This window comes from Myxococcus sp. AM011 (genome assembly GCF_013372595.1).
Taxonomy (GTDB): Bacteria; Myxococcota; Myxococcia; order Myxococcales; family Myxococcaceae; genus Myxococcus; species Myxococcus eversor.
The window spans coordinates 1-16,942 of the sequence record NZ_JABXEM010000034.1 but is presented as its reverse complement, the minus strand read 5'-3'; the positions used below and the strand labels follow the sequence as shown (position 1 = coordinate 16,942).

Sequence of the window (16,942 nt, the reverse complement as noted above, 5' to 3'; positions counted from 1 at the left end):
TGTCCTCTTCACGCGAGGTGAGACTTCCTCATCCAGCATTGCCAGGAAGCGGAGGCTTCGCGGCACGACGGGCGAGGACAGCCTTCACGTCTTCCAAGGAAAGTCCGAGCGGCCTTACCGCGACGAGCAGGTGGTAGAGGAGATCGGCTGCCTCCTCGGCCGCGCGTCCGGCGTCCGAATCCGCGCAAGCCGTCACCAGCTCCGCGGCCTCTTCGCCCAGCTTCTTGAGGCGCAGGTTGCGGTCCGCGAGCAGGCGGCGTGTGTAGCTGGGTTTCTCGCCCGGGGCATCGGGGCGGGCGGCGCGTTCGGCGAGGGTGGCATCGAGCGAGGCCAGTGCGTCCTCGCTTCCGGGACCGAAGCACGTCACGTCTCCGGTGTGACAGGCGGGACCTGCTTTCTCGACGCGGGCCAGCACCGCGTCTCCATCGCAGTCGGCGCGAAGGGACACCACCTGCTGCGTGTTCCCGCTGGTGGCGCCCTTGTGCCAGAGCCCGCGCGTGCGCGAGCGGTAGTGCATCTGTCCCGTGGCGAGCGTGCGCTCCAGGGCCTCGCGGTCCGCGTGCGCCACCATCAGCACGTCACCGGTGCGCGCGTCCTGCGTCACCACCGTCACCAGACCACCGCCCTTGGTGAAGTCGAGTCGGTCCAGGTCCAGGTTCATTCGGCCTCCGTCGCGCCCAGGCGCTCGCGGGTGACACGGGCCAGGGCCGCGTTGGTGGCGATGCCGTTGCCGCCGAAGGAGGTCCGTCGCCCCGTCCAATCGGTGAAGACGCCCCCGGCCTCGTCGATGATGGGCTGGAGCGCGGCGGCGTCCCAGGGTGAGAGCAGCTCGTCGACCATGACCTCGGCACGGCCGGTGGCCACCAATAGATATCCGTAGCAGTCGCCCCAGGTCCGGGAGATGGCGGCGTCGAAGGTGAAGCGGCGCCAGGCATCACCGCGCTCGGGGTACTGGCGGAAGCGCTCGTCGGTGGTGAGCACCACCGCGCGGGAGAGGTCGGCCTGCTCGGACACCTTCGCGCGCTGGTCGTTCCAGAAACAACCCTGACCGGGTGCGGCCACGAGCAGTTCGTTCACGGCGGGGAAGTATGCGGCGCCCACGAGGATGCGCTCCCCTTCCGCCAGGGCCACGAGGGTGCCCCACAGTGGCACGCCACGGATGAAGGTCTTGGTTCCGTCGATGGGGTCCAGGATCCAGCGACGCTGAGCACCCGGCCGCGTCTCTCCGAACTCTTCCCCCAGGATGCCGTCGTCCGGGAAGCGGGCCTCGAGCCATTCTCGCGCGGTCTTCTCGGCCGTGCGGTCCGCGACGGTGACGGGTGTGCCGTCGCTCTTGGTGTCCACGGCGATGCCGCTCCGGAAGTAGCCCAGCGCCACGTCTCCTGCCTTGCGCGCGACTTCCGCGGCGGCCTGCATCAATCCTTGTGCGCTCGTCGTCATGTCGTGCTCCGAATCGGAAGGCCGCTCTCGCGGAGCAGCGACTTGATGGCACCCACCGTGGTGAGACCATCGTGGAGGATGCCCGCCACCAGCGCCGCGTCCGCGCCGCCACGCGTGAGTCCTTCACGCACGTGCTCCGCATTGCCCGCGCCGCCAGAGGCGATGACGGGCACATCCACCGCGTCCGCCACCGCGCGCGTCAGCTCCAGGTCATAGCCAGAGCGCGCTCCATCCTGGTCGATGCTGGTGAGCAGCACTTCGCCCGCGCCGCGCGCCACGCACTCGCGAGCCCATGCCACCGCCTCCAGCTCCGTGGGCTTGCGCCCCCCGTGCGTATGGACACGCCAGCCCGAGCCATCCTTTCGCGCATCGATGCTCGCCACCACGCACTGCGCACCGAAGCGCTCCGCGCACTCCGTGAGCACCTCGGGCCGAGCCACCGCCGCCGAGTTGATGCTCACCTTGTCCGCGCCCGCCCGAAGCGCTCGGCCCACATCGTCGGCCGTGCGCACCCCGCCTCCCACGGTCAACGGAATGAACAGCCGCTCCGCCGTGCGCCGCACCAGGTCCAGGAGCGTGTCCCGCTCCTCGTTGCTCGCGGAGATGTCGAGGAACGTCACCTCGTCCGCGCCCTCCTGCTCGTAGCGCAAGGCCAGCTCCACCGGGTCTCCCACGTCGCGGAGTCCCTCGAAGCGCACGCCCTTCACCACCCGGCCGCCCTTCACATCCAGACACACGATGAGTCGTCGGGTCAGCATCAGAGCACCTCCAGGGCCACGGAGCCCTTCATGCTGAACACGGTGCCGGAGTCCACCATCGCATCGCGCAACGCGAGCCCCAGCGCCTTGAACGCCGCCTCGGTGACGTGGTGGCTGTCCTTCCCTCTCAACACCCGCAGGTGCAACGTCACCTTCGCGTGCTCGCAGAACGACCGCATCCAGTGCTCGTAGAGCCGGTTCTTCAGCGGCCCCTGGTAGAAGAACCGTCCGCCCGCATCGATACACGCCTGCACCAGCGCGTCGTCCATGGGGAGCGTGCGCTCCGCGAACCGCGCCGCCGTCGCAGGAATCACCCGCTGCACCGCCGTGCCCAACGTAATCGCCACGTCCTCCATCAAGTGGTGCGTGAGGTCGCCCCGCGCGTGAAGCTTCAAGTCGAGCCCCGCGTAGCGCGCGAAGGTCGCGAGCATGTGGTCGAAGAACTTGAGCCCCGTGTCCACCTGCGTGGCGCCCTTGCCCAGGGACAGCTCCACACGGACCTGCGTCTCCTTCGTCTCCCGAGTGACGGTGGTCATTCCGCGAACTCCCGCGCGACGTCGCGCGCATCCAGTCGTCCCGTGTACAGCGCCATGCCGATGACCGCCCCGTACGCCCCCACCGAGGCCAGCGCCCTCAAGTCCTCCAACGTCGTCACCCCGCCCGACGCGTAGAGCCGGTGGCGGCTGCGCACCACCACCTCCCGCATCAGCGCCAGGTCCACGCCTTCGAGCTGCCCCTCCTTGTGGACCGCCGTCACCAACAACCCTCCAAGCGGCAGCGGGTCCAACGTCGCGAGCACGTCCCCCACCGTCCTGCCACTGCCCGCCGTCCAACCTCGCGTCACCACCTCGCGGCCTCGCACGTCGGCGGCCACCACCACGCGTCCGGGATAGCGCCTGGCGGCTTCCGCCAGCCACGCCGGATCCTCGATGGCCCGAGTCCCCACCACCACCGCGGAGGCGCCCCCCTCCAGCAGGGCCTCCACCTTCTCCAGTTCCCTCACGCCACCGCCCACCGTGAAGGTGAGCCCCGGTTCATGCGCGGTGAGTCTCGTCACGACGTCCGCGTTGGAACCCTTTCCCAGCGCCGCATCCAGGTCGACGACATGGAAGGCGCGGAAGCCGAAGGCACGCCACCGCAGCAGCGCGTCCAGCGGGTCCTTCACGCGCACGCGTTCGTCGTCATACGAGCCCCCGACGAGCTGCACGCAGGCGCCTTCGCGCAAGTCGATGGCCGGAATCGCCCTCATGACGCCACCTCGCGCAAGAAGGCCCGCACGAAGGCCACGCCCGAGGACGAGGACTTCTCCGGGTGGAACTGCACGCCCACCACCCGGCCGCGCCGGACGACGGCGGGGAAACGGTCCTCCTCGTGCGTCGTCCACCCCGTCACGACGGACGCATCCTCCGCGCGGCAGACGAAGCTGTGCGCGTAGTACACGGTGTCCAGCTTCGCGCCGGACAACGTGCTGTCTTCGTCCACCTGGTTCCAGCCAATCTGGGGGACTCGACGCGCCGCAAGCCGCGTCACCCGCCCGGGGAAGTAGCCCAGGCCCTGACCTTCTCCCTCGTCACTCGAATCGAAGAGAAGCTGCATGCCCAGGCAGATGCCCAGGCACGGCAGGCCACGCTCCAGGGCCGAACGCATCACCTCGCGCCCGGGAGCCAGTCGCGCCGCCGCGGCACCGAAGGCCCCCACACCGGGTAGCACGAGCACCTCCGTGTCCACCGCCCGCGCCGGGTCCACCTCCACGCGAACATCGACTCCCTCCGCCGTGGCCAACGCCTTGGCCAGCGAGTGGATGTTTCCAGCGCCGTAATCGAACAAGGTGACTCTCATCGCAAGGACTCCCGCAGCGCCACCAGCGCCGTCTCCAGCAGGGGCCAGGGAGCACTGCCGATTCGGAGCGCATCTCCGATTCCGGTCAGCCCCTGGAAGGCCCGCACATTCACGTCGCGCTCCCGCATCCGCTCCGCCACTCCCGGCGCTCCGGGCAATGGCACCATCAGGAAGTTGCCCTCCGAAGGCAGCGGCTTCAGTCCCATCGCCACCAGCTCGCCCCGCAGGCGCTCCCGGTTGGCCACCGCCTCCTCCACGCGAGCGCGCACCCAGCCCGAGTCCTCGCGCAGCGTGGCCACGGCCATCGCCTCCGCGAGCGTGGTGAGCTTGTACGGGCCCCGCGCCTTCTCGACTTCGGCCACGAGCCTCGGGTGTCCCACGCCCCAACCCACGCGCATCCCCGCGAGCCCGAAGGCCTTCGAGAACGTGCGCGTCACCAGCACGTTGGTCCTCGTGCGCGCCAGGTCCATGAATCCGGGCCCGCGCGCGAAGTCGGCATACGCCTCGTCGATGATGACCAGCCCCGGCGCGCGCTCCACCACGCGCTCCACCGCCGCGCGCGACAGCACCGTGCCCGTGGGATTGTTCGGCGAGCACAGGTAGATGACCTTCGCCTCCGTGGACACCAACCACTCGGGCTCCACGTCGAAGTCCGCGCGCAGGGGCACCGCCACCGTCCGCAGTCCGTTCACCTGCGCGAACAGCGGCATCATCACGAACGTCGGGTCCTGGAACGCGAGCAGCTCGCCCGGCTCCAGGAATGCACGCAGGGCGCTGTCGAGGACGTCGTCGGAGCCACAGCCCGTCGTCACCCACTCGGGCCCCACGCCGAGCTGCTCGGCCAGGGCTCCGCGCAGGTCGGGTGCATAGCCCCGGGGATAGCGCGACAGCGACTCCACGGCGGACTCACGCAGCACTCGCGCCGCCGCGGGTGGCACGCCGAAGAGGTTGGTGTTGTCGCTCAGGTCCACGCGACAGGGCCGCTTCGCTGGCGAATACAGCGGAATGTCCCGGAAGGACGCACGCGAGGGAATCACTCGAGCCTCCATGCCCGCGCGGCGTCCGCGTGCGCGAAGAGTCCCTCGCTGTCCGCCAGCAGGCCCACGTCCTCCGCCATCGCCTGGGACGCGGCGCGCTCCACGCGCTGGTAGGTGGTCCACCGGTAGAAGTCGAGGAGGTTCAATCCCGAGTAGGCCCTCGCCAGTCCCGCCGTGGGCAGCACGTGGTTGGAGCCCGTCATGTAGTCGCCGTAGGCCACCGAGGAGCGCTCCCCGAGGAAGACGGTCCCCGCGTTGCGCACGCGCGCGAGGTCCACCGAGGGCGACGCGGTGGCGAGCAACAGGTGCTCCGGCGCGAAGTCCGCCACGAAGGGCCACGCCTCCTCCAGCGACGTCACGCTCAGCACGGCCCCTCGTGAGCGCAGCGCCGAAGTGACAATCTCCTGCCGCTTCGCCTCCAGCGACAGGCGCCGCACCTGCTCGGAGATGGCGTCCGCCATGCCCTCGCCCAGCGCCACCGTCACGCAGGCCGCGTCCGGGTCGTGCTCCGCCTGCGCCAGCATCTCCCTCGCCACCGCGTCCGGGCTCGCCGTCTCGTCCGCGACGACCAGGATTTCGCTCGGCCCCGCGGGTGCTTCGATGGCCACCGCGCCCACCACCTGGAGCTTCGCCTCCGCCACGTACGCATTGCCCGGCCCGACGATGCGGTCCACGCGGGGAACGCTCTCCGTGCCGTACGCCATGGCCGCCACCGCGCCCGCTCCCCCCAGCGCGAAGACGCGGTCCGCGCCCGCCAGCACCGCCGCCGCCAGCACGCTCGCGTGGGGCAGTCCGTCCGGCCCCGGAGGCGAGCAGACGATGACCTCCCCCACACCCGCGACCTTCGCCGGCACCACACCCATCAACACGCTGCTCGGGTACACCGCCCTGCCCCCCGGCGCATACACGCCCACCCGACCCAACGGGTCCGGCCTGCGGCCCACGAGCACGCCCGGCTCGGTCTCCACCTCCACCGCGCGAGGCTTCTGTGCCTCGTGCGCCTTCGCGATGTTCCGCGCCGCGCGCGCCAGGGCCCGCGCCAGCGACGGGTCCAACGATTCGAGCGCCTGCTCACAGCGCGCCCGAGGCACCTCCAGCGAGACGAGCTCCGCGCGGTCGAACTGGCGCGCCATCTCGAAGAGCGCCCAGTCCCCATCCAGCCGGACCTTGGCGATGAGCTCCCGCACTCGCGCGGAGATGCGCGTGTCCACATCTCCGCCTCGGTCCAACAGCCGGCGCCGGTCCTCCAGGGACAGGCTGGCCAGGGGGCCTCGATAGCGAAGGAACGAAGGAAGCGGCGTCATCACGCCACCAGCCTTTCGATGCGGGTGACGAGGATGCCCTCGGCACCCAGCGCCTTCAGCGCGTTGACGGTGCGGTAGATGGTCTTCGCCGGCACCACCGCGTGCACGGCGACGAACATCCCTCCGCCCAGCACGTCCACCACCGTGGGGCCATTGAGGCCGGGAAGAACCTCCCGGACCTCGGTGAGGACATCCCGAGGCACGTTGGCCATCAGGTAGCGCTTGCCGCGCGCCGCGAGCACCGAGCCCAGCGCCAGCTTCAATTCGTCCAGCCGCTTGCGCGCCTCCGGGACGTTCGAGTTGCTGGAGACCAGTCGCGCGCTGGACTCCAGCACCGTGGCCACCTCGCGCAGCCCGTTCATCTTCAGCGTGGAGCCCGTGGACGTCAGGTCCACCACGAGGTCCGCGATGCCCAGGTGCGGAGCAATCTCCGCCGCTCCCGAGACGGGGACCACGGTGATGCGCTGCCCCCGCTTCGCGAAGTAGTCCTGCGTCAGCCGGGGGAAGCACGACGCCACGCGCATGCCGTCGCGGACATCGCTGGCCTGGGTGATTCCGCTCTCCTCGCGCGCCGCCACGACGAGCCGACACCTGCCGAACTCCAGGTCCATCAGGTGTTCGAGCTCACGCCCCGCCTCGTTCACCAAATCCCATCCCGTGACACCCGCGTGCGCCGCGCCGTCCGCGACGAACTCCGGGATGTCCTGGGCGCGCACGAAGATGGCCTCGAACTCGCCACCGAGCGACGCGGTGAGTGCGCGCTCTCCTCTGCCGCGCACCTCCAGGCCCGCATCGTTGAAAAGCTCACGAACCTCTTCGGAAAGGCGGCCTTTGTTGGGAAGAGCGATCTTCAGCAACATGGTTGGACCTACGGGGGGTTGCGGGGGAATCGAAGGGCCGCGCGCAAACGAAAAAAGGCCCGTCCGGGGGGGACGGGCCTTCATTCGCTGCGGCAGGTGCCGGGAGGGTGGTGCGTCTAGTGGCTCACCCAGGCATGCGCGTGGCGAACGGTCCCGTCGGGGCCGAGCCGATGATGCGCATGATGGGGATGCACGGAAGAGAGACGCACGGCCCCATGAGTAATGGCAAAGGCCCCTCGCCGTCAACCCGACCTCTCGAACCGAGGTCCAAGTTGCTTGCAAACCCTCGACGGGACGAGCAGGAAAGAAGCCCATGCGAGTCTCGGACGTCATCATCGTGGGCGGGGGCATCATGGGCTGCGGCATCGCCCTGCGGCTTCGGCAGGCGGGCGCGCGCGTCACCGTGCTGGAGCGCTCCATCCCCGGCGCCGAGGCCAGCAGCGCCGCCGCGGGAATGCTCGCCCCGCAGATGGAATCCGACGGCCCCGGTCCCTTCCTCGACCTGTGCCTGCGAAGCCTCGCCCTCTACCCCGCCTTCGCCGAGGAGCTGCGCGAACTGTCCGGCGTCGACATCGCCTACCGCCCCAGCGGCGTCCTCAAGGTCGCCTTCAGCGACGAAGCGGTGCGGCACCTCGAAGCCACCGTGCTGTGGCAACGCGCGCAGGGCCTTCGCGCGGAGGTGCTCGATGGCGCCCAGGCCCGCGCGCTGGAGCCGCGCCTGTCCACGAAGGCCGTGGCCGCCGCCCACTTCCCGGATGATCATCAAGTGGACAATCGGCTCCTCGTCCGCGCCTTGACGATGGCCGCCGCGCGCGTGGGCGCCGGGTTTCGAAGCGGCTACGTGCGCGGCATCGTCCACGAAGCGGGCCGCGCGGCGGGCGTGGACCTGGATGGCGAGGTGCTGCGCGCGGACGCGGTGGTGCTCGCCGCGGGTTCGTGGTCGTCCCTCGTCCAGGGCGCGGGCGTGGAGGCGAAGGCCGTGCGTCCCGCGCGCGGGCAGATGATCCAGCTCCAGACGCGCTTGCCGCTGCTCCAGCACATCCTCACGTCGGAGAAGGGCTACGTCGTCCCCCGCGCGGACGGCCGCATCATCGCGGGCAGCACCATGGAGATGGTGGGCTTCGACAAGCAGGTGACGGCCGCGGGGCTGGCCCGCATCCTCGACATGGTCCTGGAGCTGTGTCCGGAGCTCGGCTCCGCCCCCATCACCGAGACGTGGGCCGGCTTCCGCCCCTGGACGGAGGACAAGCGGCCCTACCTCGGGGAGGGGCCTACCCCGGGCCTCTTTCTCGCCACCGGACACTTCCGCAACGGCATCCTCCTGGCTCCCATCACCGCGAAGCTCGTGGCCGAGGCCGTCCTCGGAGAGCGGGCCACCCTGGACCTGGCACCCTTCCGGTACGACCGCGCGGGTGCCCGGGCCCGGGCCTGAACGCTCGACTTCCTCCCAGAGTGCGTCCACGCCTGCCCGGTCGCCCTCCCTCCCAGGGTCGTCTTCCGGACCAGCGCACTGGACTGTCAACCTGCAAGTGGAGGAAGGTGGTAATTTCCCTGACTCATTCGCCATTGAAACCCGGAAACCTTTAGAATCTCCCGCCGTGGAAGCCATCCCCCCTGCCCCACCCCGAATCCTCATCGTCGACGATGACGACTCCGTCCGAGACGTCATCTCCGTCCTCCTGCGTGAAGAGGGCTACAACTGCGTCGTCGCGAGCGGCGCCGAGATGGCGCTGGACGTGGCTGGCGAGGAGGACACGCCGCTCGTCATCAGCGACATGAAGATGCCGGGCAAGGACGGCCTCTGGTTGCTGGAGAACCTGCGGGAGCGACTGCCGGACACGTCCGTCATCATGCTCACCGGCTATGGCGACACGGAGTCCGCGGTGGACTGCCTGCGCCGGGGCGCGGTGGACTACCTGCTCAAGCCACCCAAGCTCACCGACCTCATCCGAGCCATCGAGCGCGCGCTCGCCAAGCGCCGCATCGAGATGGCCCGCAAGCGCTACCAGAAGAAGTTGGAGCGCAAGGTCCGCGACAGGACCGCGGAGCTGCGCAGCGCGCTCCACAACATCGCCAACACCTACCAGAACACGCTGCTGGCGCTGGTGGCCGCGCTGGACGCGCGCGAGCACGAGACGAGCGACCACTCGCTGCGAGTGGTCAGCTACACGTCCGCCATCGCCGGGCGCATGGGCATCGGCGGCAAGGAACTGGAGGAGATTGGCCGCGGCGCGCTCCTGCACGACATCGGCAAGATTGGCGTGCCGGACGCGGTGCTGCTCAAGCCGGGCAAGCTCACCCCCGACGAGTGGCTGGAGATGCGCAAGCATCCGGAGATCGGCTTCCAGATGATTCAAGCCATCCCCTTCCTCTCCACGCCGTCCTCCATCGTCCTGTCCCACCAGGAGCGCTGGGATGGCGCGGGCTACCCGCGCAACCTCCAGCGTCAGGAGATCCACATCGGCGCGCGCATCTTCGCCGTGGCGGACACGCTGGACGCGATGACGAGCGACCGGCCGTACCGCAAGGGCACCTCCTTCGCGAACGCCATCCAGGAGATCCGCCGCTGCGCCAACACCCAGTTCGACCCGGAAGTCGTCCGGGCCTTCCTGGACATCGGCGAGGACGGCCTCATCCGCATCAAGGAGGAGATGGCGCTCAGGAAGCTGAATCTCCCCGTGGCCGAGGCCGAGGCGAACGAGGCCGAAGCGGAGCTGGCGCGGCTGACGGACCTGGACGACGACCCGGAGCCTTCTTCCGCCCCCGTCTCCGCCCCGCGCGCCACCCCGAGCGAGTCCGCCGAGGTGAAGGCACCACCCGTCATCCGCTCGGCGACGGGCAGCGAGGGCTGAGGCCCTCACGCCGGGGGATTGAGATGAACGTCCCCCGAGCGGCTGTTATGAAGTCAGGCCGCCCGTGACGACGCCCGCCCTCCAGACGGATCCGCTCGCCCCGCCCTTGCTGGATGCGCAGGGGCGTCGGATGACGTACCTGCGGCTGAGCATCACGGACCGCTGCAACTTCCGCTGCGCGTACTGCTCGCCCGCGTCCTGGGGTGGCAAGAAGGACCTGTTGAACGCGGAGGAGCTGGGACGCATCGCCAGCATCTTCGCCGCGCTGGGCATCCGCCGCGTGCGCCTCACCGGGGGCGAGCCGCTCCTGCGTCCGGACATCCTGGACATCGCCCGCCGCATCGCCGCCCTCCCCGGCGTGCGGCACCTGGCCATCACCACCAACGCCAGCCATCTGGAGGCCCTGGCCAGCCCGCTGCGCGAGGCGGGGGTCGACCAGCTCAACCTCAGCCTGGACACGCTGTCGCCGGAGACCTTCCGCCGCATCTCCAAGCAGGGTGACTTCGACGCCATCCTCCGAGGCATCGACGCGGCGGCGGCCTCCCACTACGCCTCGCTCAAGCTCAACGTCGTGGTGATGCGGGGCGTGAATGACGGCGAGGCCCGCGCGCTGGTGGAGTACGCGCACGCACGCGGCATCACCCCGCGCTTCATCGAGCTGATGCCCTTTGGCCAGGGCGTCCCGGTGCCCACCGCCGAGCTGATGGAGCGGCTGCGCGCCGAGGGCCTGGACCTCTCCGCCGAGCCCGAGGAGGCAGGCGCCGCCGCCGACTCCGTGACGTCCGGTCCCGCGCGCTACTGGAAGGCGCCCGGGGGCCGCGTGGGCTTCATCTCCCCGTTGACGCAGAACTTCTGCGGCGGGTGCAACCGCGTGCGCGTGGCGTCGAATGGCGACCTGCGAAGCTGCCTGGGGGGCCGCGCGCAGGCGCCGCTGCACCAGCTCATCCGCGGCGGAGCCACCGACGTGGAGCTGGCCCGAGCCATCCGCGGCGCCCTGGGCGACAAGCCCGAGGGCCACCGCTTCACCGAGCCCGGCAACGGCGCCACGCTGCTGTCGATGATGGGCATCGGCGGCTGAGCCGCGCGTCACGCCGGAAAGACGACGGGCGGGCCCACGCGCTCGCGCAAGGCCCGCCCGAGTGGCTCCAGGCTCCCCGAGGGGAGCCGGCGCCGCGGCCGACTACTTCACCAACCGGATGGCGAACGGGTACTTGTACAACTGACCCTCGTTCGCCTTCAGCCCGCCGATGATGCCGAACACCAGCGCCAGGATGCCGACGATGGGCAGCAGCACCAGGCCGATGCCGATACACGACGTGGCCACGCCCACGAGGCCGGCGATGAAGAGGGTGATCTGGAAGTTCAGCGACTCCACCGAGTGCTCGCGAACAAAGGACGACTCCTTGCCCTTGGTCAGCATCAGCACCAGCGGAACCGCGAAGCCCAGGCCCACGAAGTTGGCCAGGATGGTTCCCATGTGGGCGATCAGCCCCATCGTCTTCTCATCCTGGGTCGGCATCGGCGCGCCGGTGATGTACGAACCCATTTGCTCCCGCGGCGGAGTCTCCATGAAGTATCCCCTCCAGATAATCGAGGGCGCGAACGCCGCGCCCATGCCTCCCTAACATGACATGCACCCACTCTCATTGTCACGTCTCGGACAGGTGATGTAACGGGTCGTTTGACGCCCTCGATTTCGGGTTGCCTGGCTCAGCGATACAACTCGCTGCCCGCCTTCCGGAATTCCTCACTCTTCTGCTCCATCCCCGAGTCGAGCGCGGCGGCGTCCGTGACTCCGGTCTTCGCCGCGTAGTCGCGAACATCCTGGGTGATTTTCATGGAGCAGAACTGGGGTCCGCACATGGAGCAGAAGTGGGCGACCTTGGCGCCGTCGGCGGGCAGCGTCTCGTCGTGGAAGGCGCGGGCGCGCTCGGGGTCCAGGGAGAGGTTGAACTGGTCCTCCCAGCGGAACTCGAAGCGGGCCTTGGACAGCGCGTTGTCGCGGGCCTGAGCGCCTGGATGCCCCTTGGCCAGGTCGGCGGCGTGGGCGGCGATCTTGTACGTGATGACGCCTTCCTTCACATCGTCGCGGTCCGGCAGGCCCAGGTGTTCCTTGGGCGTCACGTAGCAGAGCATCGCGCAGCCGAACCAGCCGATCATCGCGGCGCCGATGCCGCTGGTGAAGTGGTCGTACCCCGGAGCGATGTCCGTGGTGAGGGGCCCCAGCGTGTAGAACGGCGCCTCGTCGCACACGGCGAGCTGCTTGGTCATGTTCTCCTGGATGAGGTGCATGGGGACGTGGCCCGGGCCCTCGATCATCGTCTGCACGTCGTGCTTCCAGGCGATCTTGGTCAGCTCTCCCAGCGTCTCCAGCTCGCCGAACTGCGCCGCGTCGTTCGCGTCGGCGATGGAGCCCGGCCGCAGCCCGTCACCCAGGCTGAAGCTGACGTCGTACGCCTTCATGATCTCGCAGATCTCCTCGAAGTGCGTGTAGAGGAAGTTCTCCTGGTGGTGGGACAGGCACCACTTCGCGAGGATGGAGCCGCCTCGGCTGACGATGCCGGTGAGGCGCTTCGCGGTGAGCGGCACGTAGCGCAGCAGCACGCCGGCGTGGATGGTGAAGTAGTCCACGCCCTGCTCGGCCTGCTCGATGAGCGTGTCGCGGAAGATGTCCCACGTCAGCTCCTCCGCCTTGCCGCCCACCTTCTCCAGCGCCTGGTAGATGGGCACCGTGCCGATGGGCACCGGGGCGTTGCGCAGAATCCATTCGCGCGTCTCGTGGATGTTCCGGCCGGTGGACAGGTCCATCACCGTGTCCGCGCCCCAGCGGATGGACCAGACCATCTTCTCCACCTCCTCCTCGATGGAGGAGGACACGGCGGAGTTGCCGATGTTCGCGTTGATCTTCACCAGGAAGTTGCGGCCGATGATCATCGGCTCCAGCTCCGGGTGGTTGATGTTGGCGGGGATGATGGCGCGGCCCCGGGCAATCTCCTCGCGCACGAACTCCGGGGTGATGACGCGGGGAATGGACGCGCCCCAGGAGTGGCCCGCGTGCTGCGCGGACAGTGACGCGTCCATGCGCAGGTTCTCGCGCAGCGCCACGTACTCCATCTCAGGGGTGATGATGCCGCGCCGGGCGTAGTGCAACTGGGTGACGTTCTTGCCCTGGCGCGCGACGCGAGGCTTGCGGCGGTGGCCGAAGCGCAGCCCCGCCAGCCGGGGGTCCGCCTCGCGCTCCTTGCCGTACCGGGAGGTGATGCCCGACAGCTCCTCCGTGTCCTCGCGGCGCAGCACCCAGGGCTCGCGGGTGGCGGGCAGCCCCCGGCGCAGGTCGATGTCCCTCTCCGGGTCCGTGTACGGACCGCTGGAGTCGTAGACGAACACGGGGGGATTCTCCGTCACCCGGGCCTCCGCGCCCGGTCCGTGTCGGGTGGGGGTCTGACTGATTTCGCGCACGGGGACGCGCAAGTCGGGGTGCAGCTCCCCACTCACGAACACCTTGCGAGACGCTGGCAATGGGCCCTGGCTGATGCCTTCGAGCACCTTGCCATCGACCTTGAGGCTTCTGGACGCTCCGCTCATCTCTCTCTCCTCGAGGACGGGCGGGAAGGCAGACGGAAGCCCCCAGGGGGTTTCCGGGCCGCTTCCCTCCGCCGGTATGACCCGGTTCAGGTTCCAAGGGTTGGCCGCGCCACGCGGCCGTCTCAGCCCCTTACGAGGGGCACCCCTAGCGACTGGGTGAGCATCTAGCGCACACGGGGACGGGCTTCAACCCACCCGGAGGCCAGGGGTGGGCGCGCTCCAGTGAACACCCCCACGCGCAAGGAATGCGGGACACCCCATGGAGGCGCAAAGCTTGCGCGCGCGGGGCGCGGGAATCGCAGCGGCCCGAGGGAAGCCGGGCTGGCCTCCGCCGTGCAATGGCCTCCCGGAGAGTTCAATCCAGGACCGGGAGAGCCCCACACATGCAGATCGTCGGCGAACTGATGACCCGTGAGGTGGTCACGCTCAAGGAGACGCAGAACCTGGGCAAGGCGGAGGAGCTGCTGCGCCTGCACCGCATCCGGCACCTGCCTGTCCTCCGGCAGGGAAAGCTCGTGGGCCTCATCACCCACCGCGACCTGCTCCGGGCCGCGGCAACGCATGCGTCTGACCCGGCCGCGCAGCCGCTGTGGGCGGCCGACATCATGACCCGCGACGTGACGACGGTGCCCCCCGATGCGTCCCTGCGCGATGCGGTGGTGATGATGCTGCGCAACAAGTTCGGCTGCCTTCCCGTCGTCGGGCAGGACGGCGCGCTGCTCGGAATCATCACCGAGGCGGATCTGGTGCGCTACGCGCAGCACCTCATCGAGGACAAGGACCGCCGCGAGCTGGCCAGGGAATTCAACGCCTGAGCGCGGGGTCGCCTCGCGCCACTCTCCTGGATGGCGGGCGCGGAGGATTGTTGCTCCTTGCGCCGTTTCTTCAGCAACGGTGGTGGGGGACGGCTCGAGTGCCGCCTCCGCCGGAAGAACTCGGCGGAACCGCCAACGCCGTGATTCGGCGCCGAGGCCCTGTCCATGACACTCCGTTGGCTGCCTCACCCACTCCGGGCGCCGAGTCTCGCTGCCCGGCAGCCGAAACAAGAGCAGGTGCGCCAAGACACCTTCCGCTCTCGCCGCGCACATCCGCCTGAGCGAGGCGGCGCCAAGACGCCTTCCTCTGTTGCCGCTCACGTTCGCGTGAGTGAGATAGCGCTGAGACACCTTCCCTTGTTGCCCTCTCCCTGACCTCCGTGACGAGCCCTCCGCATGACTTCCCCTCTCGCCACGACAAGCGATGACGCAGAGGCCCTGCTCCCCTCGCCTCTCCAGGCGACTCCTCCGCCCTCGTCGCCACGTCGTTGGACGCGGCCCGTGCTGGCGCTGGTGGGACTCGGCGCGGTGGCGGGACTCGCGGGCTTCGGCGTGCAAGGAGACGTCGCGTCGCGCACGGTGCTGGTGGCCGGCGTGTGCCTGGTGCTGTGGCTCACGGAGCTGGTTCCTCCTTTCGTGCCCACCCTGCTCCTCTTGGGCACCACCCCCGTGGTCCTCGGTCCCCTGGGTTCGGAGTATCGGCTGTCGTCCGTGCTCGCCTGGTGCTCGGACCCGGTGCTCATCCTGTTCCTCGGAGGCTTCACGCTGGAGGTGGCGGCCATGCGGCACGGCCTCGACTCCGCCGTGGCCCGGCACGTCGTCCGCCTGTCGCGAGGCCGGCCCCGGCTGCTGCTCCTGCTGGTGATGGGCGGCGTGGCCTTCCTCTCCATGTGGATGTCCAACGTGGCCGCGGCGGCGATGATGCTCGCCGCGATGAGGCCCCTGCTGCTCGCCTCGCCTCCGGGCGCTCCGCTGCGACCGGCCCTGCTCGCGGGCGTGGCGCTGGGCGCGAACCTGGGCGGAATGGCGACGCCCGTGGGCAGCGGCCCCAACGCCCTCGCGGTCTCCGCCGCCAGCGCTCACGCACACGTCACCTTCGCGGGCTGGATGGCCTTTGCCCTGCCCCTCACCCTCCTCATGTTGCTCCTGGGCTTCGGCCTCGTGCTGCTGCGCTTCCCCATGCGCGGCCTGCTGACCTTGCCCGCACAGCCAGCCCGCATGCTCGACAGCTCCGGTCGACGGGTGCTCGCGGTGAGCGCCGCCTGCGTGGTGGCCTGGCTGACGGAGCCGCTGCACGGCGTGCCCGCACCGGTGGTGGCCCTCGGTGCCACCGCGCTGCTGTTCGGCACCGGACTGCTCAAGCGCGAGGACCTGGGACGACTCGACTGGTCCACGATGCTGCTCATCGCCGGTGGCCTCGCGCTGGGAAGACTGCTGGAACACTCCGGCCTCGTCGCCCACGCACTCGATGGCGCCCGGCTGGAGGCGTGGCCTCGCGAGGCCCGCTTGGGGGCGCTCGTCGTCGTCGCGGCGGGGCTGTCCGCGCTGATGAGCAACACCGGCACCGCCGCGCTGCTCATGCCCCTGGCCCTGAGCGTGGAGCCCTCCGCGTCCACGCCCATCCTCGTCGCCATGGGGTGCTCGTTCGGCATCCCCTTCGCCATCAGCACCCCGCCCAACGCCATGGCCGCGGGCGAGGGACTCGACACCACCGAGTTGCTCAAGTTGGGGCTTCCCCTCATGTTGGCCGGTTGTCTGCTGGTCAGCTTGACGGGCCCCACGGTGCTACGGCTCTTCGGGCTTCCATGAGTTACCCTCGCTCGCCCGTCCGGGGCTGGAGGGTGAATCCCCGGTCCACCATGAAGCACCTCCGCGGCACACGGGTTGAAAGGGCAATGCCGGAACAGGGCCCGGCGGAAGGAGCGCCCATGACGTCCGTGACCATCACTGAGTACGAAACGCGTCTGTATTGGCAAGGCGAGCGGGGTGCCGTGCTGACGAGCGACCGGGCGCCTCCCGTGCCCATCGGTCTGCCGCTCGTCGAGCCCGGCGCGACGGAGGACGGACGCTGGGCTCCGGAGACGCTGCTGGTGGGCGCGGTGGAGGGACGCACGCTGCTGGCGTTCCTGGAGAGGGCGCGCGAGGCGGACGTCAACGTCCTCTTCTACCAGAGCTGCGCGGTGGCGCGCGTCGTGGGCGGGCCCGGCCAGCCGCCGCACCTCACCGACCTCATCGTGCGTCCCCATGTGGCCGTCGCCACGGACCTGGACGCGGAGGTGGTGCGGCTCATCTTCTCCGAGCTGCCCGCCCACTGCTTCCCCAGCTCCGTCATCCAGATAACGCCGCGCATCGAGGCCGTCGTCGAGACGTGGCATGCCCGCGCCGCGAGCCCCCGCGCCGCGCCCGACGCTCCTCTCGCGAAGCCCCCCGTGAGCATCGCCCTCCCCTGACC

17 protein-coding genes and 1 riboswitch are annotated in these 16,942 nt (G+C 69.8%); of the genes, 6 read left to right on the top strand and 11 right to left on the bottom strand.

Features of this window, described 5'->3' with window-relative positions; translation table 11 throughout:
• Nucleotides 1–28: 28 nt before the first annotated feature.
• Genes hisIE through hisG form a run of 9 tightly spaced genes read right to left on the bottom strand, consistent with a single transcriptional unit; the run spans nt 29 to nt 7,238 of the window.
• A complete protein-coding gene (gene hisIE, locus HUW62_RS09680) occupies nt 29–661 on the bottom strand; it encodes a bifunctional phosphoribosyl-AMP cyclohydrolase/phosphoribosyl-ATP diphosphatase HisIE (RefSeq protein ID WP_163864538.1) in 633 nt (210 codons plus the stop codon).
• Complete coding sequence (gene hisN, locus HUW62_RS09675) at nt 658–1,440, bottom strand: histidinol-phosphatase (RefSeq protein WP_176434249.1); 783 nt, start codon at nt 1,438–1,440, stop codon at nt 658–660. The genes hisIE and hisN overlap by 4 nt, the downstream gene beginning before the upstream one ends.
• Nucleotides 1,437–2,201 (bottom strand): imidazole glycerol phosphate synthase subunit HisF, encoded by a 765-nt coding sequence (gene hisF, locus HUW62_RS09670; protein ID WP_205522614.1) that lies wholly within the window; start codon nt 2,199–2,201, stop codon nt 1,437–1,439. Before hisF ends, hisN begins: the two co-directional genes overlap by 4 nt.
• Nucleotides 2,198–2,734, bottom strand: coding sequence for an imidazoleglycerol-phosphate dehydratase (locus tag HUW62_RS09665; RefSeq protein WP_176434248.1), 537 nt, complete (start codon nt 2,732–2,734; stop codon nt 2,198–2,200). Before HUW62_RS09665 ends, hisF begins: the two co-directional genes overlap by 4 nt.
• The gene (locus tag HUW62_RS09660; protein ID WP_176434247.1) at nt 2,731–3,447 is read right to left on the bottom strand and encodes a HisA/HisF-related TIM barrel protein; all 717 of its coding nucleotides are present in this window, start codon (nt 3,445–3,447) and stop codon (nt 2,731–2,733) included. The genes HUW62_RS09665 and HUW62_RS09660 overlap by 4 nt, the downstream gene beginning before the upstream one ends.
• Nucleotides 3,444–4,037, bottom strand: a complete 594-nt coding sequence (gene hisH / locus HUW62_RS09655; protein ID WP_163864533.1) for an imidazole glycerol phosphate synthase subunit HisH — start codon at nt 4,035–4,037, stop codon at nt 3,444–3,446. The genes HUW62_RS09660 and hisH overlap by 4 nt, the downstream gene beginning before the upstream one ends.
• Nucleotides 4,034–5,074, bottom strand: a complete 1,041-nt coding sequence (locus HUW62_RS09650) for an aminotransferase class I/II-fold pyridoxal phosphate-dependent enzyme (RefSeq protein WP_176434246.1) — start codon at nt 5,072–5,074, stop codon at nt 4,034–4,036. The genes hisH and HUW62_RS09650 overlap by 4 nt, the downstream gene beginning before the upstream one ends.
• Nucleotides 5,071–6,378, bottom strand: a complete 1,308-nt coding sequence (gene hisD / locus HUW62_RS09645) for a histidinol dehydrogenase (protein ID WP_163864531.1) — start codon at nt 6,376–6,378, stop codon at nt 5,071–5,073. The genes HUW62_RS09650 and hisD overlap by 4 nt, the downstream gene beginning before the upstream one ends.
• Nucleotides 6,378–7,238, bottom strand: coding sequence for an ATP phosphoribosyltransferase (gene hisG, locus HUW62_RS09640; RefSeq protein WP_163864530.1), 861 nt, complete (start codon nt 7,236–7,238; stop codon nt 6,378–6,380). The genes hisD and hisG overlap by 1 nt, the downstream gene beginning before the upstream one ends.
• Nucleotides 7,239–7,551: 313 nt before the next feature.
• On the opposite strand from hisG, the gene thiO reads away from it, so the two are divergent.
• The 3 genes from thiO to moaA all read left to right on the top strand — a co-directional run bounded on the left by thiO (nt 7,552) and on the right by moaA (nt 11,168).
• A complete protein-coding gene (thiO, locus tag HUW62_RS09635) occupies nt 7,552–8,670 on the top strand; it encodes a glycine oxidase ThiO (protein WP_163864529.1) in 1,119 nt (372 codons plus the stop codon).
• Between the two features lie 166 nt (nt 8,671–8,836).
• Nucleotides 8,837–10,090 (top strand): HD-GYP domain-containing protein, encoded by a 1,254-nt coding sequence (locus HUW62_RS09630; protein WP_163864528.1) that lies wholly within the window; start codon nt 8,837–8,839, stop codon nt 10,088–10,090.
• Between the two features lie 64 nt (nt 10,091–10,154).
• Entirely contained in the window at nt 10,155–11,168 is a 1,014-nt protein-coding gene (moaA, locus tag HUW62_RS09625) for a GTP 3',8-cyclase MoaA (protein ID WP_176434245.1), read from the top strand.
• 102 nt (nt 11,169–11,270) lie between these two features.
• On the opposite strand, the gene HUW62_RS09620 is transcribed toward moaA, so the two are convergent.
• Both HUW62_RS09620 and thiC read right to left on the bottom strand, forming a co-directional pair.
• Nucleotides 11,271–11,660, bottom strand: coding sequence for a DUF4870 domain-containing protein (locus HUW62_RS09620; RefSeq protein ID WP_163864526.1), 390 nt, complete (start codon nt 11,658–11,660; stop codon nt 11,271–11,273).
• Nucleotides 11,661–11,800: 140 nt separating this feature from the next.
• On the bottom strand, nt 11,801–13,675 hold the full coding sequence (gene thiC / locus HUW62_RS09615) for a phosphomethylpyrimidine synthase ThiC (protein WP_176434244.1): 1,875 nt from the start codon (nt 13,673–13,675) through the stop codon (nt 11,801–11,803).
• A 46-nt stretch (nt 13,676–13,721) separates the two neighbouring features.
• Nucleotides 13,722–13,832: riboswitch (TPP riboswitch) on the bottom strand.
• A 226-nt stretch (nt 13,833–14,058) separates the two neighbouring features.
• Between thiC and HUW62_RS09610 the strand changes: the two genes are divergently transcribed.
• From HUW62_RS09610 to HUW62_RS09600, 3 genes are all read left to right on the top strand, one after another.
• Nucleotides 14,059–14,490, top strand: coding sequence for a CBS domain-containing protein (locus HUW62_RS09610; RefSeq protein WP_163864524.1), 432 nt, complete (start codon nt 14,059–14,061; stop codon nt 14,488–14,490).
• Between the two features lie 396 nt (nt 14,491–14,886).
• Nucleotides 14,887–16,299: an SLC13 family permease gene (locus HUW62_RS09605; protein ID WP_176434243.1), complete on the top strand. Its 1,413-nt coding sequence runs from the start codon at nt 14,887–14,889 to the stop codon at nt 16,297–16,299.
• Between the two features lie 119 nt (nt 16,300–16,418).
• Nucleotides 16,419–16,940, top strand: coding sequence for an OsmC family protein (locus tag HUW62_RS09600; RefSeq protein ID WP_176434242.1), 522 nt, complete (start codon nt 16,419–16,421; stop codon nt 16,938–16,940).
• The last annotated feature ends 2 nt before the right edge of the window (nt 16,941–16,942 follow it).

What these genes read in the sequence shown, in the direction of transcription:
- hisD (WP_163864531.1), bottom strand. Translation starts at nt 6,378, where the DNA reads ATGACGCCGCTTCCTTCGTTCCTTCGCTATCGAGGCCCCCTGGCCAGC.
- hisN (WP_176434249.1), bottom strand. Translation starts at nt 1,440, where the DNA reads ATGACGACGAGCGCACAAGGATTGATGCAGGCCGCCGCGGAAGTCGCG.
- hisH (WP_163864533.1), bottom strand. Translation starts at nt 4,037, where the DNA reads ATGAGAGTCACCTTGTTCGATTACGGCGCTGGAAACATCCACTCGCTG.
- hisIE (WP_163864538.1), bottom strand. Translation starts at nt 661, where the DNA reads ATGAACCTGGACCTGGACCGACTCGACTTCACCAAGGGCGGTGGTCTG.
- HUW62_RS09620 (WP_163864526.1), bottom strand. Translation starts at nt 11,660, where the DNA reads ATGGAGACTCCGCCGCGGGAGCAAATGGGTTCGTACATCACCGGCGCG.
- hisG (WP_163864530.1), bottom strand. Translation starts at nt 7,238, where the DNA reads ATGTTGCTGAAGATCGCTCTTCCCAACAAAGGCCGCCTTTCCGAAGAG.
- thiC (WP_176434244.1), bottom strand. Translation starts at nt 13,675, where the DNA reads ATGAGCGGAGCGTCCAGAAGCCTCAAGGTCGATGGCAAGGTGCTCGAA.
- thiO (WP_163864529.1), top strand. Translation starts at nt 7,552, where the DNA reads ATGCGAGTCTCGGACGTCATCATCGTGGGCGGGGGCATCATGGGCTGC.
- HUW62_RS09660 (WP_176434247.1), bottom strand. Translation starts at nt 3,447, where the DNA reads ATGAGGGCGATTCCGGCCATCGACTTGCGCGAAGGCGCCTGCGTGCAG.
- HUW62_RS09600 (WP_176434242.1), top strand. Translation starts at nt 16,419, where the DNA reads ATGACGTCCGTGACCATCACTGAGTACGAAACGCGTCTGTATTGGCAA.
- HUW62_RS09610 (WP_163864524.1), top strand. Translation starts at nt 14,059, where the DNA reads ATGCAGATCGTCGGCGAACTGATGACCCGTGAGGTGGTCACGCTCAAG.
- HUW62_RS09665 (WP_176434248.1), bottom strand. Translation starts at nt 2,734, where the DNA reads ATGACCACCGTCACTCGGGAGACGAAGGAGACGCAGGTCCGTGTGGAG.
- HUW62_RS09605 (WP_176434243.1), top strand. Translation starts at nt 14,887, where the DNA reads ATGACTTCCCCTCTCGCCACGACAAGCGATGACGCAGAGGCCCTGCTC.